We start from the raw sequence: 26,332 nt of genomic DNA, 5'->3' as shown, positions 1-26,332 counted from the left end.
GGGGCGGGGGGGGGGGGGGGGGTGGGGGGGGGGCCCGGCGGGGGGGGCGCCGGGGGGGGGGGGGGGCGGGGCGGGGGGGGGGGGGGGGGGGTCGTGGCCCCCCCCCCGCCGACCGCGGTGACCAAGGTGCTGGTCGCGCATCAGCAGGACCAGCCGAACGACCCCGGAACGCTGATCCGCACCGACGTCGCGCTGCTGCAGACCACGAAGATCGCCGACAAGGCCCTGAAGTCCCTCAAGTCCCCGGAAAAGCCGGAGGACTTCATGCAGGATTACGAGGGCATCGGCCTGACCAACAACCTGCTGCAGATCACTGCGACAGGGGACAGCGACGCGCAAGCGGTGGCCCGCGCCAAGGCGTTGGCCGATGCGTTCGTCGCGGACCATGTGAAGCGGATACGACAAGCCGCGGACGCCGAAGCCAAGACTCTGCTCGACCAGCGTGACCGCATGCGCGACGAACTCGCCAAGGTCAACAAGACGATCGGAGAGGGAACGCCGCAGAGCGGGCCGAAGGCGTCGGCGAACCTGGAGTCGCTCTTCGCCCGCCGGGCCGAGCTCACCTCGCGGATCACCGATTTCGGCCAGCGCGCCGCGGAGGCACGCATCGGCACGCCCCAGCTCATCGCCGGCACACAGATCGTGGACGCCCCGCGCGCGGTGCGGCACTCCCTGCCCAGGACCGCTGCCACCAACGCCGCCATCGGGCTCGTCCTCGGGCTCGTCCTCGGGCTCGCGGTGGCCGCGGTCGGCACGGTGGTGGCGGACCGCCCCGTGCTGCGCCGGGAGATCGCGGCCAACCTCGGCGCCTCGGTCATCGCGGAGCTGCCCCGCCGCTCGGGCAGACTGTGGCAGCGCCGACGGATCCGGGCGGCACGCGAACGGCTCACCGCGTCGCTGGCCCGCACCGTGCGCGGCTCCGCGGAACCGGTGTCGCTGCTGGAACTGGGCTGTGCGCGCAGCACAAGTGTCATCGCCCTGGACGTCGCCGCGGCACTGGCGACGGACGAGCCGGTGGTCATCATCGATGCTCTGCCCGGCCAGCAGCTCGCAGGCCGCCGCCCGAAGCCGGGAGATCCCACCGTGGTCAGCGGCGACCAGGCCGCGACCCTGTCGCATCAGCAGCGCCGGCTCGGCGTCGGCTCGGTGGCGCCCGGCGCGGCGTGGACCGACCTCCAGTACCTCGGCACTCAGACCGTGCTCGTCGTGCGTGCCGGGCACGGCAGCGCCGCATGGCTGCACACCGTGGCGCGGCAGCTCGCGGACCAGCGCATTCCGGTGATCGGTGTGGTGCTGATCGACCCCGATCCGCGTGACCGGACCGACGGCACGCTGTGGGACGGGCTGCACACCGCGCTGCGCGGCCAGAACGAGCGGCCGGCCCGACAGATCGGGACGGGCCGGCGGCGGGCCGAGCGGCTGCCGATGTGGGCGGCACGGGTCCCGGACAGCGACCAGGAGGCGCGGTAGACATGTGTGGCATCGCAGGCACTTACCGATGGCCGGACGGGAAGGTCGTGACCGACCGGCTCACCGATACCCTCGCCCACCGCGGTCCGGACGGGGCGGGCCGGTACAGCCACCCCGCCGGTGACGGCGAAGTGCACCTCGGGCACCGCCGGCTGGCCATCATCGACCTGTCCGGGACCGGCGCCCAGCCGATGGTCTCGGGCGGCCTCGTCCTGACGTACAACGGCGAGCTGTACAACGCGCCCGAGCTGCGTGCCGAACTGGCAGCCGCCGGGGTGCGCTTCCGCGGTACCTCCGACACCGAGGTGCTGCTGGAGGCATGGCGGCGCTGGGGCACTGACTGTCTGCCCCGGCTGCGCGGCATGTTCGCGTTCGGGATCTTCGACGAGCGAACCGGTGAGCTGGTGCTCGCCCGCGACCAGCTCGGCATCAAGCCGCTGTTCCTGCTCCGGCGCGGCGAGGGTCTGGTGTTCGCCTCCGAGCTCAAGGCGCTCGCCGCCGTGACCGGCGGTGCACTGGAGGTGGACCATGCGGCGCTGGTGGCCTCGCTGCTGTACTACTGGGTGCCGGACTCACGGTGCGCGTTCCGCGAAGCGGAGAAGCTGCCGCCGGGCAGCTGGCTGCGGTTGCGCCCCGACGGCCGGGTGGAGCACGGCAGTTACTGGAACCTGAAGGACGTCGCCGCCGAGGGCCAGGAGCGGGCCCGGGCCGGGGAGCTGCCGGATCTCGCCGCCATCGTCGAGGAGTCGACTCGGCGCCACCTGCTCTCCGACGTACCCGTGGCGACCTTCCTCTCCGGCGGGCTGGACTCCAGCTACCTGACCGCGCTGGCGGCCCGTGACCGACCCGGGATCTCCGCGTACACGATCGGGTTCCGCGCCGAGGACGCCAGGTTCGAGGCGATGCCGGACGACCTGCGCTACGCCCGGCAGGTGGCCGAGCGGTTCGGCGTCGACCTGCACGAGATCGAGATCGCGCCGAACGTGCTCGACCTGCTGCCGCAGATGACCTACCACCTGGACGAGCCGATCGGCGACCCCGCGGCGATCAACACGTTCCTGATCTGCTCGGCCGCCCGGGAGGCCGGGGTCAAGGTGCTGCTCTCGGGGATGGGTGCCGACGAACTGTTCGCCGGATACCGCAAGCACCTGGCCAACCTGATCGCGCTGCGCTACCAGCGCGTCCCGCGGCCCCTGCGGCGCGGCCTGTCCAGGGCCGTGGACCGGCTGCCGGTCGCCACGGCCCGCCGGGGGTACCGGTCGGTGCGCTTCGCGAAGCGGTTCCTCTCCTTCGCCGATCTGCCGGAGGAGACCGCGTTCCGGCGCAGCTACACCATGTACGACCAGGACGAGCTGCTCGCCCTGGTCGATCCGGACCTGGCCGGGACGGTCGAGGACGTGCTGACGGAGCATGCGGACATCTACCAGGACAACGACCTCGACGACTTCGTCAACCGCATGTGCCTGGGCGACGCCCGGATGTTCCTGCCGGGCCTGAACCTCACGTACACGGACCGGTCGAGCATGGCCGCGTCGACCGAGGTGCGGGTGCCGTACGTGGACGTCGAGGTGGTCAAGGCGGCGTTCGCCGTGCCCGGCGATCGCAAGATCGTCGGACGGCAGGGCAAGGCCGTTCTCAAGGAAGCGGCCGCCTCGGTCCTGCCCCGGGAGATCGTGTACCGGCCCAAGGGCCTGTTCAGCGCCCCGCTGCGCGCCTGGATGAGCCGGGATCTGGCACCGCTGGTGCGCGAGGTGGTGCACGACGGCGTGCTCGTCAATTCCGGGCTCCTGCGCCGCGACGCGCTGGCGCGCATGGTCGCCGAGGACGCCGCCGGGCAGCGGGACTTCTCCAAGCATCTGTGGCATGTGCTGACCCTCGAGTACTGGTATCGCGGCGCGACCTCCGGGTCCGGTCAGAGCGCTCGCTCGGCGGCGTAGAAGACGGCTTAGAAACAAGGGGACTTCGGGTGAAACAGGTTGTGCAGAACTACAAGAGCGGCGAGCTGGCGGTGCTCGACGTGCCGGTGCCGGGGTGCAAGCCGGGCGGTGTGCTGGTCCGCACCGCCTACTCGCTGATATCCACCGGTACCGAGCTCATGAAGGTGTCCGAGGCCGGCATGTCGATGCTGGGCAAGGCCCGCTCCCGGCCGGACCAGGTGGCCAAGGTCATGCAGAGCGTGGCCACCAACGGGGTGCCCGCGACCTACCGCAAGGTGATGGGCAAGCTGGACTCCTACACGCCGCTGGGCTACTCGCTGTGCGGGGTGGTCGAGCAGGTCGGCACCGGGATCGACGATGTGAAGGTCGGCGACCTCGTGGCCTGCGCCGGCAATGAGCACGCGCTGCATGCCGAGCTGAACTGGGTGCCGAAGAACCTCTATGTCCCGGTGCCGGACGGCCTCGCGCCGCGGCACGCGGCCTTCGGCACCGTCGGGTCGATCGCGATGCAGGGCGTCCGCCAAGGCGAGCCGCAGCTCGGAGAGGTGGCGCTGGTCATCGGCCTCGGGCTGATCGGGCAGCTGGTGGTGCAGCTGCTGGCCGCCTCGGGAGTCCGCGTCGTCGGGGTCGACCCCGACCCGGTGCGCTGCGAGCTCGCCGAGCGACTGGGCGCCGCGGCCTGCGGCGATCCCGCCTCCGCGGCCGTGGAAGCCGCCGTCGCCGAACTCACCGGCGGTCACGGTGTGGACCAGGTGTACCTGGCCGCCGGCGGCGGCAGCAACCAGCCCGTCGAACTGGCCGCCCGGCTCTGCCGGGACCGCGGCCGGGTCGTCGACATCGGCAAGTGCCGCCTGGACCTGCCGTGGAACGCGTACTACGAGAAAGAGCTCGACGTCCGGTTCTCCCGCAGTTACGGCCCCGGGCGCTACGACCCGGAGTACGAGCTCGAGGGGCGGGACTACCCGATCGGCTACGTGCGCTGGACGGAGCGCCGCAACCTGGCGTGCTTCCTCGATCTCCTCGCCCGCGGCAGCGTCGACGTGGAGCCCTTGGTCTCCCACATCGCCGACTTCGATGACGCCGTCGAGACGTACCAGCGCCTGAAGGACGGCGACCTGAAGGCCGTCGCGGTGCTGTTCCGGTACCCCCTGCACGCCGAGCACACAGCGGAAGCGGAGGCCCCGGCGGTGGCCGTGCCCACGGTGCGACGCAGCGGCGGAGTGTCCACCCCGGCCCGGTCCGCCAAGGCGCCGGTGCGGCTGGCGTTCGTCGGCGCGGGGAACTACGCGACGTCGATGCTGCTGCCGCACCTGGCAGAGCGCGACGGCGTCACGTTGTCGACGGTCGTCACCACGACGGCGCTGTCCGCGGCCAACGCAAAGCGGAAGTTCGGCTTCGCCGAGGCGACCACCGATCTCGACGCCGTGCTCGGCGACAAGTCCATCGACGCGGTGTTCGTTGTCACCCGCCACAGTTCACACGCCGAACTGACCCGCAGGGCGCTCCTTGCCGGCAAGGCGGTGTTCGTGGAGAAGCCCCTGGCCCTCACCGAGGACGAGCTGGCCGGTGTGCTCGCGGCGGTGGAGGAATCCGGCAACGACCGGCTGCAGGTGGGCTTCAACCGCCGGTTCGCGCCGCTGTTGCAGGAAGCCAGGAAGCGGTTCGGCGCCCGGACCGGTCCGGCGAGCCTGCGCTACCTGGTCAACGCGGGCCGGCTGCAGCACGGCAGCTGGTACCTCCAACAGGGCACCGAGGGCTCCCGCTTCGCCGGTGAGGGCGGACACTTCATCGACACGGCGAGCTGGCTGCTCGAGGCCGACCCGGTATCGGTGTACGCGGTCGCCACGTCCGGCAACGAGGACCTGCAGGTCGTGCTGCGCTACCCGGACGGGTCCACCGCCACCATCAGCTACGTCACCACCGGCGCGGCCGGCTTCCCCAAGGAGACGCTGGACCTGATCGCGGACGGCAAGGTGCTGCGGCTCGACGACTTCGTCCGTGCCTCGCTGTTTGCAGACGGGGGGGTCGGCCGCAAGCGGTGGGTCAGTTCGCGGCTGCCCAAGGCCCGGGACAAGGGCCAGTCCGCCGAGCTGGCCGCGTTCATCAAGGCCGTGCGGACCGGCGGTCCGATGCCGGTGCCGCTGGAGTCGCTGGTCGCCACCACGTCGGCCACCCTCGCCGTCCAGGCCGGCCTCGCCGCGGGCGCGCCGGTGACGTTGGCGGGGACGCGATGACGATGAGCGCGGGCTGGTACCTGCGGCGGCTGTCCCGGATGGGACTGCGGGAGGTCGGCGGCCGGGTGGGCGACGCGGTGCGCAGGCGGCGGTGGCGGTCGGCGCGGCCGAACTGCCCGAGCGTGACCGGCGCCCGGTTCACCGCGGTACTGCCCGCCGGGACGATCGCCGCGGTGCCACCGGACGCCGCGAAACGTCTCATCGCCGAGGCGGACCGGCTGATGTACGGGCACGCCGAGTATTTCGGCGTGGTCCGCGACGACCTGACCGACCCGGACTGGTGGTGCGACCCGAAGACAGGGCGCCGGGCTCCGTGGGGCTACGCGTTCGACGTGCCGTACCGGAACGAGGACGCGGTCGGGGACATCAAGCAGATCTGGGAGCTGTCCCGGCATCAGTACCTCACCGTGCTCGCCGCCGCCTACGCGATCACCGGGAACGAGCGGTACGCCGAGCGAGTGGCCGAGCACCTGCGGTCGTGGTGGGCGGCCAACCCACCACTGCGCGGCGTGCACTGGATCAGCGGCATCGAGCTGGGCATCCGGCTGCTCTCCTGGGTATGGATCCGCCGGCTCCTCGACGGCTGGCCGGGAGCGGCCGGACTGTTCGAGGGCAACCCGGTGGCGCTGAACCAGATCTGGCACCACCAGCGCTGGCTGGCCGCCTTCCCCAGCCGGGGGTCTTCGGCGAACAACCACGTCATCGCCGAGGCCGCCGGGCAGTTCGCCGCAGCCTGCGCGTTCGGGTGGTTCCCCTCCTCGGCGCGTTGGCGAGCCGGCGCGCTGCGGTCGCTGGAGCGGCATCTGCGAAGCAACACCTTCGACTCCGGCCTCAACCGCGAGCTGGCCACCGAGTATCACGGACTGGTGCTGGAGCTCGGCCTGGCCGCCGTGGCCGAGGCGGATGCCGCAGGCAGGCCGGTCCCCGCGTCGATCCGGCTGGTACTGCTGCGGATGACCGACGCGCTCGCGGCCGTCGTGGACAGCCGGTTACGGCCGCCGCGCCAGGGGGACGCGGACGACGGGCACGGTCTGGTCGTGGACGGCGCGGGCACCGACCGCTGGGCCTCGCTGCTGGCCACCGGGGACGCCGTGTTCGGCCGGCTCGCCTGGTGGCCGGCGGTGACCGGCACCGATGTGCGCACCCCGCTGCTGGCCGCGCTCATCCGGCCGTACTCGAAAGATGCAACTGCACCGGCCGTGACCCGCCCGGCAAGCCGACCGGCCCATTTCGCCGACGCGGGCATGACCATCCTGCGTGGTCCGGCGGAGATCTGGTGCCGCTGCGACGGTGGTCCGCACGGATTCCTGTCCATCGCCGCGCATGCCCACGCGGACGCGCTGTCCGTGGAGGTCCGGCACGACGGGGTCGACGTGCTCGCCGACCCGGGGACGTTCTGCTACCACGGGCAGCCCGAGTGGCGGCAGTACTTCCGGTCGACCCTCGGCCACAACACCCTGCAACTGGACGGCGGTGACCAGTCCGTCTCCGGCGGCCCGTTCCTGTGGACCCGGCATGCCCGCAGCCGCGTCCTGGTCGCGGACACATCCGACGCCTCCGACGGGGGGACGGCCCGCTGGTGCGCCGAGCACGACGGTTACCAGCGCTCCGTGCACCGCCGCCGGGTGGAGCTGACGGCCGCAGCCAAGGAGCTGAGGGTGGTTGACGAGGTGCGCGGCCCGCGCCGGTCCGTGCGCCTGGCGTTCCACCTCGGCCCAGCCATCACCGCGGACCTGGTGGAGAACCGGGCACAGCTCACCTGGACCCGGGACGGCGAGGACCGCTCCGCCGTGCTCGACCTGCCCGGGCAGCTGTCCTGGCGGGCGCATCGCGGCGAGAGCGCCCCGCCGCTGGGCTGGTACTCCGCCGGCTTCGGGCGCAAGGAACCCACCACCACGCTGGTCGGCACCGGTTTCGCCGACGGCACTGCGCTGTCGGGGGAGTTCACCACAGTACTCAGGTTCCGTGGCTAGGGGGCTTCTGATGGATTTCCGTGGAGGAAGGAGCGGCGTCCGGTGCGTGCTCTCGGCGTGCCGGCCGGAAGCCCTCGTACTGGGCGTACTTGGGCTTTCGGCTGGTGCGGCGAGGGTGCGTGCCGGGCGTCGCGACGCCGCGGAGATCCGTCAGAAGTCCCCTAGGGGGCGCGTGGGGATCAGGAGGCGGCACTGGGCGTTGGTGGCGGCACCGCTGGCGCTGGCCCTGTCGGCGACCGGCTGTGTGAGCACGTCGGACGCCGGGGCGGAGCCGAAGCCCGCGCCATCCACGTCCGCAGCCCTTCCCGTGGCCCGGGTGTGCGCCAAGCCCGCGGCCGGGCCGGCGAAGGCGCCGGCGGGCGCGGTGACGGTCGACCCCAAGGTGGTCGGTGACCTGGCAGCGAAGACCAAGAGCAGCCCCCCGAACACCACGTTCTGGCTTCGACCGGGCAAGCACAGGCTCGACCCGGACCGCTACGCCCAGGTCATCCCCAAGGAAGGGAACCGCTACCTCGGTGCGCCGGGCGCGGTGCTCGACGGCCGGATGAAGAACCAGTACGCGTTCGGCGGTGCCGCCCGCGACGTCATCATCCGCCACCTGACCGTGCAACATTTCGTGGCGCCGCCGGACGAGGGCGTGGTCAACCATGACTCGGCCGACGGATGGGTGATCGAGCACGCGACGATCCAGAACAACTCCGGCGCCGGGCTGATGGCCGGTGCCCGCCAGCAGGTCCGCGCCAGCTGCCTGCGCGGCAACGGTCAGTACGGCATGAACGCGTACAAGGCCACCGGCCGGATCAGCGGCCTGGTGGTCGAGGGCAACGAGATCGTGGGCAACAACACCGGCGACTGGGAGCGGCGGCGGAAGGGCTGCGGCTGCACCGGAGGCATCAAGTTCTGGGCCGCCAACGGCGCCGACGTGCGCGGCAACTGGGTGCACGACAACCGCGGAACCGGGTTGTGGGCGGACACCAACAACAACGACTTCCGCATCGAGAACAACGTGCTCGAAGCCAACGACGGTGCCGCGCTGATCTACGAGACCAGCTACAACGCGGTCATCCGGAACAACACGATCCGGCGGAACAACTGGGTCGAGGGCCGCAGGGCAGCCGACCGCGGCGACAACTTCCCGTACGCGACCGTCTACCTGTCCGAGTCCGGCGGCGAACCACGGATCCGAGCCCGTACCGACAAGATCGAGATCTACCGGAACGTGCTGGAGAACAACTGGTCCGGAATCACTCTGTGGGAGAACGCCGACCGGTTCTGCAACAGCCCGGCCAACACTTCGTCCGGTGACTGCACCTTGCTGGTGCGGGACACCGACCGTTGCGCGAAGCCGGCGATCGCCACCGCTCCGCTCTACGCCGACTGCCGGTGGAAGACCCAGCGGGTGGACATCCACGACAACCGCTTCGTGCTGGACAAGTCCGTCGTCAAGTGCACGGAGAAGTGCGACCGAATGTCGGTGCTGGCCAACTACGGCACCTATCCGGACTGGTCGCCGTACAAGGGCGAGCAGGTGGCTGACGCGATCACCCAGAAGCAGCACAACCGCTGGCACGACAACGTCTACCTCGGGCCATGGAAATTCGTCGCCCACGACCCGAGTCAGGTGCTCGACGTCGGGCAGTGGCAGGGCACGCCTTACCAGCAGGACGCGGGCAGCACCTTCCAGCCACAGGCCGGTGGTTGAGATGGGCTGGGATCTGACGCGCGATGGCCTGCCGGGCGCACCGGATACGGCGGGCACGCAGCCCGGTGCCGAACCGCGCCCGCCCGGCACACCGAAGATCGTCGGGGTCGTCTGGGGATTGCTGGTCCTCAACACGCTCGGCTCCGCCGGGGCGAAGACGATCATCCCGCTGCCCCGCTCCCTCATTCAGATGGCCACCATGGGCGCGCTGGTCGCCGCGTTCACGCTGGCGCTCGCGGTCAATCTCCGGCTGCGCATCCGAGCCAGCGCCTTCCTGTTCCTGCTCACCCTGCTGCTGGTGCTGAGCGTGATCTCCAGCGCGGACCTGGAGTCCGGGTTCGGCGCGCTGTTCCGCTGCGCCCGGCTGGCTCTCTTCGTCGGCACGCTGTGGCTGCTCAGCCGCTGGTGGGACGGCGGCCCGACGTTCGTCCGGCACCACATCCGGATGTACTTCGCGGTGCTCGGGTCGGTGGCCGCCGGCCTGGTCATCTCACCGGGCGCGGCCATGCCCGAGCTCTACGGCGGGCGGCTGGTCGGCGCGTTGTGGCCGCTCACCCCGCCGCAGATCGGACAGTACGCCGCCGTGATCATCGGGCTCACCGTGCTGCTCGTACTGGGCCGCCGGACCGACAGGGCCGGCGCGGCGGTGGTCATCGTGCCGTCACTCGTCCTGCTCGCGCTGACCCATACCCGGACGGCCACGCTCGGCCTGCTCATCGGGCTGGCGTTGGCGATCGGCTCGCTCATCCTGACCAGCGCCGCCGCCCGCCGGTTCTTCGCGTGGGCGGTGCTGTGCGCCACGGTGGCCGCGGTGGCGTTCAGCTCCGCGCTGCAGGCGTGGTTCCTGCGCGGGCAGAGCCAGGAGAACTTCTCCAACCTCACCGGTCGGGCCAAGGTCTGGGACGCCCTGCTGGCAGCACCCCGGACGATCTCGGAGTACCTGTTCGGCGCCGGCCTGGGCGACAAGTCGTTCGGCGGGCTGCCGATCGACAACAGCTGGCTGGCCGTTTACCACGAGCAGGGTATGACCGGCGTCGCCATCGTGGCGGCGATCATCATCGTGCTGGGCGGCGTCGCGCTGCTGCGCCCACCGTCGCTGCAGAGAGCCTGCGCGATCTTCCTGATCAGCTACTGCGCGATCGCGTCGTACACCGAGGCCGGGCTGGGCGACGCCTCGCCGTATCTGCTGCATCTGGCCGTGGCCGCCTCGCTGTTGGCGGCACCTGCCGCGGCCACTCCCCTGTCGACGCCCGAAGTCCCTCGACGACGCATACCGCGATGGGCCCAGAGATCGGAGGTGACCTGAGCATGCACGTCCTCGTGGTGCACAACCGCTACGCCTCGGCGCAGCCGAGCGGGGAGAACAAGGTCGTCGACCAGGAGGTGGCGCTGCTGCGCGGAGCCGGCCACCGGGTCGAGGTGTTCGAGCGGCGCAGCGACGACATCGCCGCCCGGTCCCTGCTTGCCAAGGCCGCGATACCGCTGCTGGTGCCGTGGAACCCGTCGGTGCCGCTCGCGGTCAGCCTGTCGGTCAACCGGCGGCGGTGGTGGTCCGGCGTGGAGCGGTTCTTCTGCATCTCCGCGGCGCAGCGCGACGTCCTGGTGCGGGCCGGCATGCCGGCCGAGCGGCTGGCGGTGAAGCACAACTTCGTGCCCGACCCGGGCGCCTGCCGAGCGGGCTCCGGCGAGCATCTGCTCTATCTCGGCCGGCTCGCGGAGGCCAAGGGCGTGCGGCTGCTCATGGCCGCGTGGGACGAGATCGCCGCCGGCGGCGGTGTGGGCGTGCCGCTCGTGGTCGCCGGCGCGGGGCCACTGGAACGAGAGGTGACCGCCTGGGCGGCGGGCCGGGACGACGTGCGGTACGTCGGCCTGTACGACCCGGCCCAGTGCCGGCAGGCCGTCGCACGGGCGGTCGCCGTGGTGGCTCCCTCGACATGGCTGGAGGCGTTCGGCCTGGTCGTCGTGGAGGCGATGGCGGCGGGGGTCCCGGTCGTCGCCGCCGGTCACGGCGCCTTCGTCGAACTCGTCGAGGACGGGGTGACCGGGCTGCTGCACCAGCCGGGCGAGCCCGCCTCGCTCGCGTCCTGCATACGCCGGATCACGGCCGAGCCGGACCGCAACCAGGAGATGGGCCAGGCGGCCCGGCGCCGTTACGAGCAGGGCTTCAGCCCGGCCGTCGGTCTTGAGCGCCTGGTGGATGAGTACCGCACCGCGATCGCGGGTCGGTCAGCGATGGCTCGCGGCGGGGACACCCGCGCGAGCAGGGGGGATGGGAACAGTAGATGACACGATGCCGACTCTGCGGCTCGGAAGCGATGGCGAGCGTAGTCGATCTTGGGGCGACGCCACCATGTGAGAGCTTTCTCGCCGCGGACCAACTGGATCAACCGGAGCCCGCGTACCCGCTGCACCTGCGGGTGTGCACCGAGTGCTGGCTCGCGCAGATCCCGCCGCTGATCAAGCCGGAGGAGACGTTCACGGAGTACGCGTACTTCTCCTCCTACTCGACCTCCTGGGTGGAGCACGCGCGCACGTTCGTCGCCGACGCCGTACAGCGGGTGGGTCTCGGCAGCGACGCCTTCGTGGTCGAGGTCGCGAGCAACGACGGGTACCTGCTGCGGCACGTGGTGGACCGGGGGATCCGCTGCCTCGGCATCGAGCCCTCGGTGAACGTCGGCGCCGCGGCGCGGGACGCGGGTGTGCCCACGCTCACGGAATTCCTGTCCCCGGACACCGGTTCGGCCGTCCGCGCCGAGCACGGCCCGGCGGACCTGGTCGTGGCCAACAACGTGTACGCGCACATCCCCGACGTGGTCGGGTTCACCCGGGGGCTGCGCGCCCTGGTCGCCGACGACGGCTGGGTCTCCATCGAGGTGCAGCACCTGCTGACCCTGATCGAGGAGAACCAGTACGACACGATCTACCACGAGCACTTCCAGTACTACACGGTCGCGTCCGCGATCCGGGCGCTGGCGAGCGGCGGACTCGCGCTCGTGGACGTCGAGCTGCTGCCCACGCACGGTGGCTCCATCCGGCTGTGGGCCCGGCCGGCCGAGGTGGCCGGCGAGCCGACCGGGCGGGTGGCCGACGTACTGGCCCGGGAGAAGGCCGCCGGGCTGCAGGAGCTGTCCGGGTACGCCGAGTTCTCCGCTCGGGTGGCCAAGGTGCGCCGGGACCTGCTGCGGTTCCTCATCGAGGCGGCCGAGCGCGGCGAGACGGTCGTCGGCTACGGCGCCCCGGGCAAGGGCAACACCCTGCTCAACCACTGCGGCATCCGGCCCGACCTGCTCGCGTACACGGTCGACCGCAACCCCTACAAGCACGGCAGGTTCACCCCGGGCACCCGCATCCCGATCCTGCCGCCCGAGCAGATAGCCGCCGACAGACCGGACTACGTCCTCGTCCTCCCGTGGAACCTGCGGGCCGAGTTGGTCGAGCAACTGTCCTTCGTGCACGACTGGGGCGGCCGCCTCGTCTTTCCCATCCCGGAACTGAGCATTGTCGAGGTCACGTCTTGAAAGAGGTTGCAGCATGAAGGTCGTCCTGTTCTGCGGCGGTTACGGGATGCGGATGCGGAGCGGTGCCGCAGACGACGTGCCCAAGCCGATGGCGATGGTGGGCCCGCGTCCGCTGATCTGGCACGTCATGCGCTACTACGCGCACTTCGGGCACACGGAGTTCATCCTTTGCCTCGGGTACGGGGCGCACCACATCAAGAACTTCTTCCTCAACTACGAGGAGACGACGTCCAACGACTTCGTGCTGCGGGGCGGGCGGACCGAGCTGCTGTCCACCGACATCGCCGACTGGACGATCACGTTCGCGCAGACCGGCATCGAGTCACCGATCGGGGAGCGGCTGCGCCGGGTGCGGCACCACCTGGACGGCGACGAGATGTTCCTCGCCAACTACGCCGACGTGCTCACCGACGCCCCGCTGCCGGAGATGATCGACCGGTTCGCCCGGCGTGACGCCGGGGCGTCGATGATGGTGGTGCCGCCGCAGTCCTCGTTCCACTGCGTGGACCTGGGCGAGGACGGCCTGGTGGGGGGCATCACCGCGGTGAGCGACATGCCGCTGTGGGAGAACGGCGGCTACTTCGTGCTCCGCCAGGAGGTCTTCGACCACATCCCGGAGAACGGGGACCTGGTCGCTGACGGATGCGCCCAACTGGCCAAGCGCGGCCGGCTGGTGGCGCACCAGCACCGCGGCTTCTGGAAGCCGACCGACACCGTGAAGGAGCGGGCCGCGCTCGACGACGCCTACGCCCGGGGCGACCGCCCGTGGGCCGTGTGGGAACAAGGCGCCGGAATGAGGACCGCATGATCCAGCTCAGCGCCGGGCGCCTGGACCGGATCGTCGCGGTGGGCGCGCACTGCGACGACATCGCCATCGGCGCCGGCGGCACACTGCTGACGCTGTGCCTCGCACGGCCGGGCATCCGCGTCGACGCGCTGGTGCTCTCCGGCGGCGGCAGCGAGCGGGAGCAGGAGGAGCAGGCCGCGCTCGCCGCCTTCTGCCCGGGTGCCGACCTGCGGCTGACCGTGCTCAAGCTGCCGGACGGCCGGCTGCCCGCGCACTGGGAGGAGGCCAAGGCCGCGGTCGAGGAGCTGCGCTCGCAGACCGAACCGGATCTGGTCCTTGCGCCGCGTACCGATGACGCGCACCAGGATCACCGCGGCCTGGCGCAGTTGCTGCCCACCGCGTTCCGCGACCACCTCGTGCTCGGCTACGAGATCGTCAAGTGGGACGGCGATCTCGGCCGTCCGTCGGCATACCAGCCGCTGTCGCCTCAGATCGCCGAACAGAAGGTGCGGCTGCTGCAGGAGCACTATCCCTCGCAGCGGCACCGGCCCTGGTACGACCGGGAGGCCTTCCTCGGCCTTGCGCGGATCCGCGGCATCGAATGCCACGCGCGCTACGCCGAGGCGTTCGCCGTCACCAAACTCACTCTCAACCTGGGGGAATGAACCTTGCGCGTACTGCTGACCGGACACCAGGGCTACCTGGGCACCGTGATGGCCCCGGTCCTCACGGCAGCCGGGCACGAAGTCGTCGGTCTTGACGCCGGCCTGTTCGCCGACTCCGTCCTTGGCCCGCAGCCCACGGACCCGTCCGGGCACCGGGTGGACCTGCGCGACGTCACGGCCGACCACGTGGCCGGGGTGGACGCCGTGATCCATCTGGCCGCGCTCTCCAACGACCCGCTGGGATCGCTGGCGCCGGAGCTCACCTACGACATCAACCACCACGCCTCCGTGCACCTGGCCCGGCTGGCCCGCGACGCCGGAGTGCGGCGCTTCCTGTACGCGTCGACCTGCTCCGTCTACGGCGCCGCCGGCGGCAGCGACCTGGTGACCGAGGACGCCCCGCTGCGCCCGGTGACGCCGTACGCGGAGTCCAAGGTACGGGTGGAGGACGACCTGCACGCGCTGGCCGACGGCGACTTCACCCCGGTGTTCATGCGCAACGCCACCGCCTTCGGCTACTCGCCCCGGCTGCGCGCCGACATCGTGCTGAACAACCTGGTGGGCCACGCACTCCTGTCCGGCGAGGTCCTCGTGCTCTCCGACGGCACCCCTTGGCGCCCGCTGGTGCACGCCGCCGACATCGCACGGGCCTTCACGGCCGCGCTGGTCGCGCCGCGGGAAGCAGTGCACGACCGGGCCTTCAACATCGGCAGCGAGGTCAACAACGTCACGGTCGCCGAGATCGCCGAGCAGGTCGCCGAGGCGGTGTCCGGCGCGAAGGTGGTGATCACCGGGGAGACCGGTGCCGATCCGCGGTCGTACCGGGTGGACTTCTCCCGGTTCCGCGCCGCGATCCCCGGCTTCGACTGCGAGTGGACGGTGAAGCAGGGCGCGATCGAACTCGCCGACGCCTACCGGAAGTTCGGCCTGACTCGGGAGGACTTCGAGCAGCGCTTCACCCGGCTTGCCGTGCTGCGCGCGGCGTCCGACGCCGGCGCCGTCGACGACACCCTGCGGTGGCGCCGATGACCGCAGTCGGCGAAGAGATGCACGCGCTGGTGGAGCGGCTGTACCCGCTGTGCCGGAGCATCACCGGCGACGGTGTGCGCGCCACCCTGGAGATCGTCGGCGAGTACGTCCCGTTGCAGGTGCACGAGGTGCCGACCGGGACGCAGGTGCTCGACTGGACGGTGCCGCAGGAGTGGAACATCCGGGACGCGTACATCGCCGACACCGCCGGCAACCGGGTCGTCGACTTCGCCGCGTCCAGCCTGCATGTGCTCGGCTACAGCGTGCCGGTGTCGGCGACCATGCCGCTGGCCGAGCTGCGTGGACACCTGCACACCCTGCCGGACCAACCGAGTTGGGTGCCGTACCGCACCAGCTACTACAAGCCGGAGTGGGGATTCTGCCTCGCGCAGGAGACCCTGGACGCGCTGCCGGACGGCGAGTACGAGGTGCGTATCGACTCCACGCTCGCGGACGGTCACCTCACCTACGCCGAGCACGTGATCCCCGGGCAGGTCCCCGACGAGGTGATCGTGTCCTGCCACGTCTGCCACCCGTCACTGGCCAACGACAACCTGGCCGGCGTCGCGGTGGCGACGTTCCTGGCCCGCGCGCTGGCGCAGGAGACGCCCTACTACACCTACCGGTTCATCTACGCGCCCGGCACCATCGGGGCGATCACCTGGCTGGCCCGCAACGCGGAGCGGGTGGATCGGGTCAAGCACGGGCTCGTACTGGCCTGCGCCGGCGACTCGGGTCAACTGACGTACAAGCAGAGCAGACGCGGCGACGCGGAGATCGACCGGGTGATGCGGCATGTGCTGGCCACCTCCGAACGCCCGTACCACGTCAACGAGTTCACCCCGTACGGCTACGACGAGCGGCAGTACTGCTCGCCCGGATTCGATCTCGGCGTGGGCTCGCTCAGCCGGACCCCGTACGCCGGCTACCCCGAATACCACACATCGGCGGACAACCCGGACTTCATCTCCCCGGAGGCGATGGCGGACACGCTCGCCGTCTGCCGCGAGGCATTCGCCGTCCTCGACCGCAACCGGCGGTACGTCAATCTCAGCCCCTACGGCGAACCACAGCTGGGCCGGCGCGGGTTGTACGACTCGCTCGGCGGCCGCAGCGACGCGAAGCAGGCCCAGATGGCCATGCTCTGGGTGCTCAGCCTCTCCGACGGTGAGCACAGTCTGCTGGACGTCGCCGAGCGGGCCGGGCTGCCGTTCGACACCGTCGCCGCCGCGGCCGTCGCCCTGCACGGCGCCGGGCTGATCAAGGCATGACGCGGATGACCACCGAGGAGGAGAAGGCGACGGCACCGGCGGGATCCACCCGGCGGGCCTTCGCCGGCCGGCTGTCCTGGGGGCTGGCCGACCAGGCGGCCTCCAGCATCAGCAACTTCGCGGTGGGGATCTACGTGGCCCGCTCGCTGGGGGTGACCGCGTTCGGCGTGTTCAGCCTCGCCTGGGTGACCTACGGCGTCGTGCTCAACGTCTCCCGGGGCCTGGCCACCGACCCGCTCGTGGTGCGCTTCAGCGGCGTGTCGGACACGGCCTGGCGCGGGGCGGTGGCCCGGTCGTCGGGCACCGCGCTCGGCGTCGGTGCCGCGATCGGGGCGGCGTGTCTGGTGGTCGGCCTCGCTCTCGGCGGCCAGGTGGGGCCCGCGTTCGCCTGTCTCGGCGTCATGCTGCCGGGGCTGCTGCTCCAAGACGCCTGGCGGTACTCGTTCTTCGCCGCGGGCACGGGGAAGAAGGCGTTCGTCAACGACCTCGTGTGGGGCGTCGCGCTCGTCCCGGCCATGGTGGTGGCGGCCCGGGTGGGCAGCGTGGCCGCTTTCGTGCTCGCCTGGGGCGCGTCCGCCACGGTGGCCGCGGGGTACGGCTATGTCCAGTCCGGCATCGTGCCCCGCACAGCCCAGGCACGCGCGTGGCTCCGCGAGCAGCGCGACCTCGGCTACCGGTACCTGGTCGAGAACGTCAGCCTCAGCGGCGCGAGCCAGCTGCGTGCGTACGGGCTCGGCGCGATCGTCGGGGTCGGCGCGGTGGGTGCGGTCCGGGGCGCCGAGCTCCTGCTCGGCCCGTTCCTCGCCGTGCTGATGGGGCTGTCGCTGGTCACCGTCGCGGAGGCGGCACGGGTGCTGCGGCGGGCCCCGCACCGCCTGGGCAAGTTCTGCCTTCTGCTGGGAGGCGGGCAGGCCGTCGCCGCGCTGCTCTGGGGCGGGGCGCTGCTGCTGATACCGGACCGGCTCGGCGAGCTCGTGCTCGGCGACGTCTGGCACTCCGCCGCACAGCTCATCGTGCCGGTCACCCTCGGCGTCGCGGGCGCCGGCCTCGGCACCGGCGCGGCGGCCGGGCTGCGCGCGCTCGCCGCGGCCCGGCGCAGCCTGCGCTGCCAGCTGTTCGCCTCCGCCTGCTACGTGGCGGGCGGGCTCGGCGGCGCGGCCCTGGCCGGCACGGTCGGCTCGGCCTGGGGCGTCGCCACCGCGACCCTCGCCGCCTCCGCCGTGTGGTGGCTCCAGCTGCGCTCCGCCCTGCGCGAGCACCACCAGGACTCCATTCCCGAAGTGAGGACGCCATGACCGCCCGACCCAGGCTGAGCATCGGCCTGCCCGTGTACAACGGCGAGGAGTACCTCGCCGAGTCGCTCGACGCCCTCCTCGGCCAGACCTACGAGGACTTCGAGCTGGTCATCTCCGACAACGCCTCGACCGACGGGACCGAGGAGATCTGCCGCAAGTACGTCGCGCAGGACTCGCGCATCCGCTACCTGCGACTGCCCCGGAACATCGGCGCCGCGCCGAACCACAACTACGTGTTCACCGAGTGCCGCGGCGAGTTGTTCAAGTGGGCCTCGCACGACGACCTTTACGCCCGGGACCTGCTGCGCCGCTGTGTGGAGGCGCTGGACGAGCGGCCGGACGTCGTCCTCGCGCACTCCGACCAGGCAGTCATCGACGGCGATGGGCAGGTGAAGGTCCCCTACGAGTACGGGCTCGCCACCGCCTCGCCGCACGCGCCGGAGCGCTTCCGCAGTTTCCTGTTCGAGCCCGGTGGCGACGACTTCTACGGGGTGATGCGTTCTGACACGCTGCGCCGGGTGCGGCCGCACGACAGCTACCACCACGCGGACCGCACGTTCGTCGCCCAGATCGTCCTCCAGGGGCCCTTCCATCAGGTGCCGGAGCTGCTGTACTTCCGCCGCGACCACCCCACCCGCGCCGAGCGGGCGAACCCGGGCAAGCGCTCCCGGTGCGTCAACCTGGACCCGCGCCGGGCAGGCCCGCTGCACCCGACGCCCCGGCTGCTCGCCGAGTACGTCCTGGGCTTCGTCTCGGCGATCCGGCGGGCGCCGTTGTCCGCGGCCGACCGGCGCGCGTGCTACCGCCACCTGGGCGAGTGGATGACGAGCCGGGTCCGGCCGGGCGCCGGCGAGCGGGTCGAGGACCGGGCCCCGGTCGACCCGGCCAAGCTCACCGTCTCCGTCGACGACCTCGTCGCCGGACGAGAGGGGCGGCAGACATGAGGCCCTCCGTACGCGTCGGGGTGTTCGGCCTGCTGGGCTCCGGCAACCTGGGCAACGACGGGTCGCTGGAGGCCGTGCTCGGGTACCTCCGCGCCGAGCACCCGGATGCGGCCGTGGACGCGCTGTGCGGCGGACCCGAGGTCGTCACGGCCCGGTACGGGATCCCCGCGACGCGGCTGCACTGGTACCGCGGGGAGTACCGGACCGCGTCAGGTGCGGGCACGATCGCGGGCAAGGGGCTGGGCAAACTCGTCGACGTCGTCCGCACCGCCGCCTGGGTGCGCCGGCATGACGTGGTGATCGTGCCGGGCATGGGCGTCCTGGAGGCCACGCTGCCGCTGCGGCCGTGGGGCTTTCCGTACGCGCTGTTCCTGCTCTGCGCGACCGGCCGGCTGCTGCGCACCCGGGTCGCGCTGGTCGGTGTCGGCGCCGCCGCGATCGGCAACCGGCCGACCCGGGCCCTGGTGCGCTGGTCGGCGCGGCTGGCCACCTACCGGTCGTACCGGGACGCCCTGTCCCGCGACGCGATACGGGCGATGGGCGTGGACACCGCGCGCGACGAGGTCTACCCGGACCTCGCGTTCGCCCTGCCGACACCACGGGCCGGCGCACCCTCGGGCCCGCCGGGCCCGGTCTGCGTCGGCGTCATGGCCTTCCACGGCGGCAACGACGACCGCGCCCGGGCCGAGGAGATCCACCGGCGCTACCTCGACGGGACGACCCGGTTCGTCCGCGCGCTGGTCGAGGACGGCAGGCCGGTCCGGCTGCTCACCGGCGACGAGTGCGATGCGCCGGTGGTCGCCGCGATCCTCGACGCGGTGGACTCGCCGCTGGTCACCGCTGCCGAAGTCTCCTCGCTGGCCGACCTGATGAAGGAGATGGCGGCTGCCGACACCGTGGTGGCGACCCGCTACCACAACCTGATCTGCGCGCTGAAAGTCGGCACGCCGACGCTCGCTCTCAGCTACGCGGCGAAGAGCGACGCGCTCATGGCGCAGATGGGGATGGACGCGTACTGCCACCCGGCTCGCGAGGTCGACGCCGACCGGCTCCTCGAGCAGTTCCGGGCGCTGGAGCTGCGAGCGGCGGAGCTGCGGCGGACCCTCCGCGAGCGGAACGCGGTCGCCGCCCGGCGCCTTGAAGACCAGTTCACCGAGTTGACCGCGGCCCTGTTCCCGGCGACCGACCACACCCACGCCCACGCTCGGCAGGAGTCTCCATGAAAGCGACCGAAGTCCCGGAGATCTCCGGCGCGTACCTCTTCGAGCCGACACCGTACGCCGACGAACGCGGCTTCTTCTGCCGCACCTTCGACGCCGACGTGGTCCGCTCGGTGGGCCTCGACCCGTACGCCTTCGTCCAGGACAGCGTGTCCCGCTCGGTCCGGGGCGTGCTGCGCGGCCTGCACCTGCGCTCCGGCGCCGGCGAGGCCAAGCTGGTGCGGTGCTCGTACGGGAGGATCTTCGACGTCGTCGTGGACCTGCGGACGGACTCGCCGACCTACCTGGGCCGGGCCTTCTTCGAGCTGTCCGGCGAGACACAGATGACCCTGTACATCCCGGCGGGGTGCGCGCACGGCTTCCAGGCGCTGACCGAAACCGCCGACACCTCGTACCGGATCGACCGCCCGCACGATCCGGCCGAGGACGTGACGATCGCCTTCGACGACCCGGAGCTCGCCATTCCCTGGCCACTGCCGGTCACATCGATGTCCCAGCGGGACCGGGAGGCGCCGAGCCTCGCCGAGGTCCTGAAGCAGAAAGAGAGCTGAAGTCAGCGTGGACACCGAAGAGTTCCTCCTGCCCCGATCGCGGACGGCGAACGAGCGGCTGCACGCCCTGATCCCCGGGGGCGCGCACACCTATGCCAAGGGCGACGACCAGTACCCCGAGAACCTGGCCCCGGTCATCAGCCACGGCCGCGGTGCCCACGTGTGGGACATCGACGGCAACCGCTACATCGAGTACGGGTCCGGCCTGCGATCGGTCAGCCTCGGCCACGTCCACCCACGTGTGACCGAGGCGGCGCGGCGGGAACTCGATCGCGGCAGCAACTTCGTCCGGCCGTCCATCGTGGAGGTCGAGGCCGCGGAACGCTTCCTCGCCACGGTGCCGACCGCCGAGATGGTGAAGTTCGCGAAGAACGGCTCCGACGTCACCACCGCCGCGGTGCGACTCGCCCGCGCCGTCACCGGGCGCCCGCGGGTGGCCATCTGCGGCGACCATCCGTTCTTCTCCGTCGACGACTGGTTCATCGGCACCACGCCGATGTCCGCCGGTATTCCGGAGGCGACCAACGAGCTCACCGTGGCGTTCCCTTACGGGGACCTGGCCGCCACGGAGGAGTTGCTCAGCCGGTACCAGAACGAGGTCGCCTGCCTGATCCTCGAACCCGCCACCCACACCGAGCCGCCGCCCGGGTACCTCGCCGGTCTGCGCGAGCTGGCCGACCGGCACGGGTGCGTACTGATCTTCGACGAGATGATCACCGGTTTGCGCTGGTCCGAGGCGGGCGCCCAGGGCCTGTACGGCGTCGTCCCCGACCTCTCCACGTTCGGCAAGGCACTGGGCAACGGATTCGCCGTCTCCGCGCTGGCCGGGCGCCGCGAACTGATGGAGCGGGGCGGGCTGCGTCACTCCGGCGACCGGGTGTTCCTGCTGTCCACCACGCACGGTGCGGAAACGCACTCCCTGGCAGCCGCGATGGCCGTGCTCACCACCTACGTCGAAGAGGGCGTCACCGCGCGGCTGCACACCCTCGGCGAGCGGTTGGCCGCCGGTGTCCGCGACGCCGCGGCCGCCATGGGCGTCGGCGACCACATCGTCGTCCGGGGCCGGGCCAGCAACCTGGTCTTCGCCACCCTCGACGAGAACCGCCGGCCGTCGCAGCAGTACCGCACCCTGTTCCTGCGCCGGCTCCTCGCGGGCGGGGTCCTGGCCCCGTCGTTCGTGGTGAGCAGCGCGCTCAGCGACGCCGACATCGATCACACCGTCGACGTGGTGGCCCAGGCATGTGTGGTGTACCGGAAGGCACTGGACGCCGCTGACCCCACCCCCTGGCTGGCCGGACGACCGGTGAAGCCCGTGTTCCACCGCTTGGCGTGACGTGACGGGCTGGATATGACGGGGCGTCAGTGACGCTCCCGCCGACCGGCGTCGACCATCCGATCGACCAGCCGGTCGGCGATCCGGTCGACCAGCCACGCGGTCGCCGGAATCACCGCCAGCGCGGTGCACCAGCCGCCGAGGACGTCGGTCGGGTAATGCGCGCCCAGAGCCACCTGCGCCCAGCCCATGGTGGCGCCGGCAACCAGCGCCGCGGCGAACACGAGTGACGTGCCGGCCGTCCTGCCGAGGCCGAGCCGGCCGGTCGCGAGCAGCGCCACCACGAGGGCGAGCGCGGCGGCGAAGGCGGTGTGCCCGCTCGGGTAGGCCAGGTTGCCGTCGCCGTGGATGGTGCGTCCCACCAGGTGCTTGAGCAGCGTCGCCGTCCCCACGGTCAGGCAGACGCCGGCAACGACGAGCACCGCTGCGCGAGGACGCCGAAGCAGCAGGCAGCCCGTCACGGCGGCCACGACCAGCGCCGCCGCCCCCACGGGCTCCCCCAAGAAGTCCGTGGCCAGGGCGACTTGCCGCCACGGCGGTCGCACACCGTCCACCGCCGACTGGATCCACGCGTCCACGCTGCCGGGCTCGCTGTGGCCGGCGTACAGGACCCCGAGCACGACGACCACCAGCGCGGCGAGGGCCGCGATCAGCCCGAGCCGCACGCGCAGCGATGGGGGCAGCACCGCGGGCGCCGACCGGCCGCTCACACGCCCACCGCGACCGGCCGGCTCCCCGCTACAACCCCAGCGGTAGCCCGCACTTCGTCGCCGAACTCGACCGCGCCGCGACCCCCTGCTTGGTGGCGGTCGAGCCGAAGACCCCGCTCATGACCGAGACGGGGAAAAGCCCGCACACCGTCGCAGACCATCCGGCAGATGCTGTGCACCTCCCCCTCCCCCTCCCGTCGGGGCCGACGCCATGTCACCCGCCGCTACCGCGATGCCGCGCCCCGAGAACTGCCACTGACGCTGGTCGACGTGGCCTTCGGCTTCTGCCCGCGCCAACTCCCCACCAACGAGCCCCCCGTCGTGTCCGACTTGGCCCGCGCGAGAGCCATCAGCATGCGCAGCCCCGAACTCTCCGACCTGTCCATCCCCCTGGCCAAGGGCATCGGAATCAGTCTCTACTTGCCACCCTAACCAACAATGCGGTCGCGGCAAGCCGCCGTCGGAAAGTCCGCCTGTCAACACTGGGCCCCCTTCGCGAACGGGTCCGCTGCACGCTGCGCGGGCGGAAGATGCAGCCTTCCACCATCCGCGACCGCGTCCAAAGGTCGGCCCGGGGCCGGACCATCGGCGCAAGGGAGCGGCTTCGAAGCCGTTCCCGGACCGACACCACCGCCTGGGGTATTTCCGATCTCCGATTTTCGAGTAACCTGGGATTGCCTGGCATGAGGGTGAGGACATGGCATCTTTCCAAGGTCATCTCGTGGGTCGTAGGGCTGAAATAGCGGAACTGACCAGGCTGGCGGAGTCCGCACTCGCAGGTCAGGGGCAGGCGGCGTTCGTCGTGGGAGAGGCCGGCCTGGGCAAGACCGCGGTACTGGAGCAGGCCGTGACGGCCGCGGAGCACCTGGGGATACGGGTCCTGTACGGAACCGCACGGGAGTTGGAGCAGCAATGCCCGTTCGCCTTCATGTCACGCTGCCTGAAGCTGGACGAGGCGCCCCTTGATGCCCCGCGCGCCCAGGCGGCCGAGGTCCTGCGCGGCGATGCCCGCTACGGTCTGCCGGGTGCGAAGAGCGAGGCGGCAGCAGTGGACGCCGCTATCGTCGAGGCGATGCTCGGGCTGGTCGACGACTTGTGCGCACAGGGGCCGCTGGCACTGTTCCTCGACGACCTCCAGTGGGCCGACTCGGCGAGTCTGACAGTGCTGCGCAGGCTCGTGCGATCGGTGCGCCAACTGCCCCTCGTGGTCGTGGGGGCCCACCGCCCCGTGCCGGGAACCGGGGACGTCGACCGGCTTTCCCGGAGTCCGATCTCCGGCAACCACACCCTGCTGGAGCTGGCACCACTCGATACGCCGGCGGTGTCGGCCCTGCTGGCGGAGCTGTGCGGCCAGCAGGCGGGCCCGAGGTTGCGGCGCATGGCTGAGGGAGCCTCGGGTAACCCGCTGTACATCACGGAGTTGGTCGCCGCCCTGATGCGCGAGGAAGCCATCGAGATCTGCGACGGAATGGCGGACATCACCGTCGGCTTCCCGCTGCCGCCGCTGACCGCGCTGGTGACGCATCGGCTTCGGTACCTGCGCGACGAAGTCCTGCAGGCGCTGCGCGTCGCCTCCGTGCTGGGAGCCAGTTGCGCCACCGCCGATCTCGCGGCAGTGCTGAACATGCCCCTGAGTGATCTGCCGGCAATCGTGGAAGAGGCCGAGGCGTCCGGAGTGGTGCGGGACACCGGGGAGCATCTGCGCTTCCGCCATGATCTCATCCGGCACGCCCTGCATGACGCTGTACCGGGATCGGTCCGGGCCATGCTCCACTTGAGGGCGGCGCAGGCGCTCGCGGGCGTCGGGGCGGCACCTGAACGCGTGGCCGAGCATCTGCTCGACGGGGCGCCGGCCGGAGAGTTTCTCATCACGTGGCTGGAGGGATCCGCGGCACGGCTCACGGCACGGGCACCGGCCATGGCTCTGCGCCTGCTCAGTACGGCGCTGGAACTCATCGATCACACCGACGCCCGGTACGACAGTCTCCGCCTGCACCACGCCATGGCGCAGCTCTCCTCCGGCCACCTGGCCGAGGCGGAGGAGAGCGCCCGTCGTGCGCTGGCAAGGACCCGTGACTCCGGGCTGGAATGTCTGCTGCGCTGGATCATCATTCAGGCCGCGTTCGCCCGAGGCCGGCCTGACCTCGCGCTGAGCGAGGCACGAGCCGGGCGCAGGGCCCCAGGCGTACCCGCGATCGAGGCGGTCCGGTTCCAGGCGTTCAGTGCGGTGTGTCTGTTCGCGCTGGGCGAGCTGCCCGAAGCCGGAGCGGTGGCCTCGCGGGCCCGACGCGCCGCCGACGAGGCCGGAGACGGGTCCGCCCTGGCCAGCGTCCTGCATGTGCTGGCAGCCAAACGTTTCCTGGAAACGCCCGACGCCGAAGCAGTCGAACTGGCGCGGCAGGCGTCGCGTCTCGCACCGGACACGATGCACCCGGCTCAGTGGATGGCACTGCAACTCGCCCTGGTCAACTGCTACGCCGATCTCGATCTGAGTCACGACGCCCAGCGAACCCTCGCGGCCGTACGAACGCCGGCGGAGCGCACCGGAGGGATGTTCCTGCCCTGGTACCACCTCTCGTGCGCGCTCCTCGCGTTCCACGCGGGCCGCTGGGACGATGCGCTGGCGGAGATCGAAGGCGGTCTCGACTGCGGCGACCAGGTGGCGATGAGCCGGCCACTGCGGGCGTTGGCGGCGGTCATCGCTGTGCGCAGGGGCCGGCAGCCCGTCGCCGAAGCTCACCTGACCGCCGCGGTACCAGTGCTCCACAACGGAACGGTCGCCTCTTTCTACGAGTATCTGCCGTTGTGCGCGGGCGCCCTCCTGGACGAAGCCCAGGACGACCCCAGGCGCGCCTACGCGCGGCTTGCGGAGGCGTTCGACAAGGGAGTCGGCCACCTTCCGGGGCAGCTGATCCTGTGCTTCCTGACACCCGATCTGGTCCGACTCGCCATGGAGGAAGGTGACACGGCCAACGCACGGCGATACGCCGCCGCCGCCCAACGGCGGGCCGATCACAGTGGCGGGCTGTACCACCTCGGTGACGCCTACCGGTGTCGAGGGCTGCTGACCGGGGACCCGGATCTGCTCATGGAATCGGTCCGCTGCTACCGCGATGCGCCACGGCCGCTCAGTGCGGCACACGCCTGCACCGATGCGGCGGAACTGCTGGCCCGCTCAGGGCGCAGGGACGAGGCCCGCGTCCTGCTCGATCAGGCGCTGGAGACATTCACGCGGCTGGACGCGGTATGGGACGCGGCCCGGGCGACGTCCCGTCTGCGAGCTGTCGCCGTACGACGAGGTTCACGCGGAACACGAAGCGGGATTCACCACGGTTGGGACGCACTGACCCACACCGAACGCCTGGTCGCGGGGCACGTGGCCGAAGGGCGCTCCAATCCCGAGATCGCCGCGCGGATGTCCATCGCCCGGAGCACCGTCAGTACCCACGTGTCCAGCATCCTCAGAAAGCTGGCCATGGCCTCGCGGGTCGAGCTCGCCGCGGAGGTGACCCGTCGGCAGAGGCAGGGGCCGTCTCCCTCGCAGGACGGGCCTCACTCGGTACTCGGCGCGGTGGACCTCGAGGAGTCGTCCGAGGAGTGAGGGGCGTGTCGTTGTCCACGGAACGCCTGCTCTGACGGCCCTGCGACGGCGGAAGGCCGGATGACCCGTTGTTCCCCGGCGTTTCCCGGCCC

At 71.4% G+C, this 26,332-nt stretch carries 20 protein-coding genes; 19 read left to right on the top strand and 1 reads right to left on the bottom strand.

Translation table 11 applies throughout. The features are described from left to right. Nucleotides 1-93 precede the first annotated feature (93 nt). From ACWGI8_RS02135 to ACWGI8_RS02055, 17 genes are all read left to right on the top strand, one after another. Entirely contained in the window at nucleotides 94-1,470 is a 1,377-nt protein-coding gene (locus tag ACWGI8_RS02135) for a Wzz/FepE/Etk N-terminal domain-containing protein (RefSeq protein WP_453657807.1), read from the top strand. 2 nt (nucleotides 1,471-1,472) lie between these two features. After that, nucleotides 1,473-3,407: an asparagine synthase (glutamine-hydrolyzing) gene (gene asnB / locus ACWGI8_RS02130; protein WP_453657805.1), complete on the top strand. Its 1,935-nt coding sequence runs from the start codon at nucleotides 1,473-1,475 to the stop codon at nucleotides 3,405-3,407. 29 nt (nucleotides 3,408-3,436) lie between these two features. Next, nucleotides 3,437-5,641 (top strand): bi-domain-containing oxidoreductase, encoded by a 2,205-nt coding sequence (locus tag ACWGI8_RS02125; protein WP_453657803.1) that lies wholly within the window; start codon nucleotides 3,437-3,439, stop codon nucleotides 5,639-5,641. Then, nucleotides 5,638-7,614 carry an alginate lyase family protein gene (locus ACWGI8_RS02120; RefSeq protein ID WP_453657801.1) on the top strand — a complete coding sequence of 659 codons (1,977 nt, stop codon included), beginning with the start codon at nucleotides 5,638-5,640 and terminating at the stop codon, nucleotides 7,612-7,614. Before ACWGI8_RS02125 ends, ACWGI8_RS02120 begins: the two co-directional genes overlap by 4 nt. Before the next feature lie 172 nt (nucleotides 7,615-7,786). Then, on the top strand, nucleotides 7,787-9,316 hold the full coding sequence (locus tag ACWGI8_RS02115) for a right-handed parallel beta-helix repeat-containing protein (protein WP_453657799.1): 1,530 nt from the start codon (nucleotides 7,787-7,789) through the stop codon (nucleotides 9,314-9,316). A gap of 1 nt (nucleotide 9,317) precedes the next feature. Next, nucleotides 9,318-10,622, top strand: a complete 1,305-nt coding sequence (locus ACWGI8_RS02110; RefSeq protein WP_453657851.1) for an O-antigen ligase domain-containing protein — start codon at nucleotides 9,318-9,320, stop codon at nucleotides 10,620-10,622. A gap of 2 nt (nucleotides 10,623-10,624) precedes the next feature. Beyond that, nucleotides 10,625-11,602, top strand: coding sequence for a glycosyltransferase family 4 protein (locus tag ACWGI8_RS02105; protein ID WP_453657797.1), 978 nt, complete (start codon nucleotides 10,625-10,627; stop codon nucleotides 11,600-11,602). Further along, nucleotides 11,599-12,834, top strand: coding sequence for a class I SAM-dependent methyltransferase (locus tag ACWGI8_RS02100; protein WP_453657795.1), 1,236 nt, complete (start codon nucleotides 11,599-11,601; stop codon nucleotides 12,832-12,834). The genes ACWGI8_RS02105 and ACWGI8_RS02100 overlap by 4 nt, the downstream gene beginning before the upstream one ends. Nucleotides 12,835-12,847: 13 nt before the next feature. Continuing rightward, nucleotides 12,848-13,642, top strand: coding sequence for a glucose-1-phosphate cytidylyltransferase (locus tag ACWGI8_RS02095; RefSeq protein ID WP_453657793.1), 795 nt, complete (start codon nucleotides 12,848-12,850; stop codon nucleotides 13,640-13,642). Continuing rightward, nucleotides 13,639-14,286, top strand: a complete 648-nt coding sequence (locus ACWGI8_RS02090) for a PIG-L deacetylase family protein (RefSeq protein ID WP_453657791.1) — start codon at nucleotides 13,639-13,641, stop codon at nucleotides 14,284-14,286. The genes ACWGI8_RS02095 and ACWGI8_RS02090 overlap by 4 nt, the downstream gene beginning before the upstream one ends. Nucleotides 14,287-14,289: 3 nt before the next feature. Then, complete coding sequence (locus tag ACWGI8_RS02085) at nucleotides 14,290-15,315, top strand: NAD-dependent epimerase/dehydratase family protein (RefSeq protein ID WP_453657789.1); 1,026 nt, start codon at nucleotides 14,290-14,292, stop codon at nucleotides 15,313-15,315. Next, a complete protein-coding gene (locus ACWGI8_RS02080; protein ID WP_453657787.1) occupies nucleotides 15,303-16,586 on the top strand; it encodes a DUF4910 domain-containing protein in 1,284 nt (427 codons plus the stop codon). Before ACWGI8_RS02085 ends, ACWGI8_RS02080 begins: the two co-directional genes overlap by 13 nt. Continuing rightward, nucleotides 16,583-17,881 (top strand): hypothetical protein, encoded by a 1,299-nt coding sequence (locus tag ACWGI8_RS02075; protein ID WP_453657785.1) that lies wholly within the window; start codon nucleotides 16,583-16,585, stop codon nucleotides 17,879-17,881. The genes ACWGI8_RS02080 and ACWGI8_RS02075 overlap by 4 nt, the downstream gene beginning before the upstream one ends. Next, complete coding sequence (locus ACWGI8_RS02070; RefSeq protein ID WP_453657783.1) at nucleotides 17,878-18,825, top strand: glycosyltransferase family 2 protein; 948 nt, start codon at nucleotides 17,878-17,880, stop codon at nucleotides 18,823-18,825. Before ACWGI8_RS02075 ends, ACWGI8_RS02070 begins: the two co-directional genes overlap by 4 nt. Continuing rightward, complete coding sequence (locus ACWGI8_RS02065) at nucleotides 18,822-20,048, top strand: polysaccharide pyruvyl transferase family protein (RefSeq protein ID WP_453657781.1); 1,227 nt, start codon at nucleotides 18,822-18,824, stop codon at nucleotides 20,046-20,048. The genes ACWGI8_RS02070 and ACWGI8_RS02065 overlap by 4 nt, the downstream gene beginning before the upstream one ends. Beyond that, nucleotides 20,045-20,596, top strand: coding sequence for a dTDP-4-dehydrorhamnose 3,5-epimerase (rfbC, locus tag ACWGI8_RS02060; protein WP_453657779.1), 552 nt, complete (start codon nucleotides 20,045-20,047; stop codon nucleotides 20,594-20,596). The genes ACWGI8_RS02065 and rfbC overlap by 4 nt, the downstream gene beginning before the upstream one ends. Before the next feature lie 7 nt (nucleotides 20,597-20,603). Further along, a complete protein-coding gene (locus ACWGI8_RS02055; protein ID WP_453657777.1) occupies nucleotides 20,604-21,929 on the top strand; it encodes a glutamate-1-semialdehyde 2,1-aminomutase in 1,326 nt (441 codons plus the stop codon). A 26-nt stretch (nucleotides 21,930-21,955) separates the two neighbouring features. Here ACWGI8_RS02055 and ACWGI8_RS02050 read toward each other — a convergent pair whose 3' ends face one another. Further along, nucleotides 21,956-22,639, bottom strand: coding sequence for a phosphatase PAP2 family protein (locus tag ACWGI8_RS02050; protein ID WP_453657775.1), 684 nt, complete (start codon nucleotides 22,637-22,639; stop codon nucleotides 21,956-21,958). Between the two features lie 168 nt (nucleotides 22,640-22,807). Here ACWGI8_RS02050 and ACWGI8_RS02045 point away from each other — a divergent pair, with 168 nt between their 5' ends. Together ACWGI8_RS02045 and ACWGI8_RS02040 are read left to right on the top strand one after the other, a co-directional pair. Continuing rightward, nucleotides 22,808-23,071 (top strand): hypothetical protein, encoded by a 264-nt coding sequence (locus ACWGI8_RS02045; protein ID WP_453657773.1) that lies wholly within the window; start codon nucleotides 22,808-22,810, stop codon nucleotides 23,069-23,071. A 265-nt stretch (nucleotides 23,072-23,336) separates the two neighbouring features. Then, on the top strand, nucleotides 23,337-26,240 hold the full coding sequence (locus ACWGI8_RS02040; RefSeq protein WP_453657771.1) for a helix-turn-helix transcriptional regulator: 2,904 nt from the start codon (nucleotides 23,337-23,339) through the stop codon (nucleotides 26,238-26,240). Nucleotides 26,241-26,332 lie beyond the last annotated feature (92 nt).

It is taken from the genome of Streptomyces sp. NPDC054841 (genome assembly GCF_053611045.1).
The sequence above is the reverse complement of the archived record's forward strand: the minus strand, read 5'-3'. Positions and strand labels throughout refer to the sequence as shown.

What these genes read in the sequence shown, in the direction of transcription:
- asnB (WP_453657805.1), top strand. Translation starts at nt 1,473, where the DNA reads ATGTGTGGCATCGCAGGCACTTACCGATGGCCGGACGGGAAGGTCGTG.
- ACWGI8_RS02120 (WP_453657801.1), top strand. Translation starts at nt 5,638, where the DNA reads ATGACGATGAGCGCGGGCTGGTACCTGCGGCGGCTGTCCCGGATGGGA.
- ACWGI8_RS02110 (WP_453657851.1), top strand. Translation starts at nt 9,318, where the DNA reads ATGGGCTGGGATCTGACGCGCGATGGCCTGCCGGGCGCACCGGATACG.
- ACWGI8_RS02105 (WP_453657797.1), top strand. Translation starts at nt 10,625, where the DNA reads ATGCACGTCCTCGTGGTGCACAACCGCTACGCCTCGGCGCAGCCGAGC.
- ACWGI8_RS02100 (WP_453657795.1), top strand. Translation starts at nt 11,599, where the DNA reads ATGACACGATGCCGACTCTGCGGCTCGGAAGCGATGGCGAGCGTAGTC.
- ACWGI8_RS02095 (WP_453657793.1), top strand. Translation starts at nt 12,848, where the DNA reads ATGAAGGTCGTCCTGTTCTGCGGCGGTTACGGGATGCGGATGCGGAGC.
- ACWGI8_RS02090 (WP_453657791.1), top strand. Translation starts at nt 13,639, where the DNA reads ATGATCCAGCTCAGCGCCGGGCGCCTGGACCGGATCGTCGCGGTGGGC.
- ACWGI8_RS02075 (WP_453657785.1), top strand. Translation starts at nt 16,583, where the DNA reads ATGACGCGGATGACCACCGAGGAGGAGAAGGCGACGGCACCGGCGGGA.
- ACWGI8_RS02070 (WP_453657783.1), top strand. Translation starts at nt 17,878, where the DNA reads ATGACCGCCCGACCCAGGCTGAGCATCGGCCTGCCCGTGTACAACGGC.
- ACWGI8_RS02065 (WP_453657781.1), top strand. Translation starts at nt 18,822, where the DNA reads ATGAGGCCCTCCGTACGCGTCGGGGTGTTCGGCCTGCTGGGCTCCGGC.
- rfbC (WP_453657779.1), top strand. Translation starts at nt 20,045, where the DNA reads ATGAAAGCGACCGAAGTCCCGGAGATCTCCGGCGCGTACCTCTTCGAG.
- ACWGI8_RS02045 (WP_453657773.1), top strand. Translation starts at nt 22,808, where the DNA reads ATGCTGTGCACCTCCCCCTCCCCCTCCCGTCGGGGCCGACGCCATGTC.
- ACWGI8_RS02040 (WP_453657771.1), top strand. Translation starts at nt 23,337, where the DNA reads ATGGCATCTTTCCAAGGTCATCTCGTGGGTCGTAGGGCTGAAATAGCG.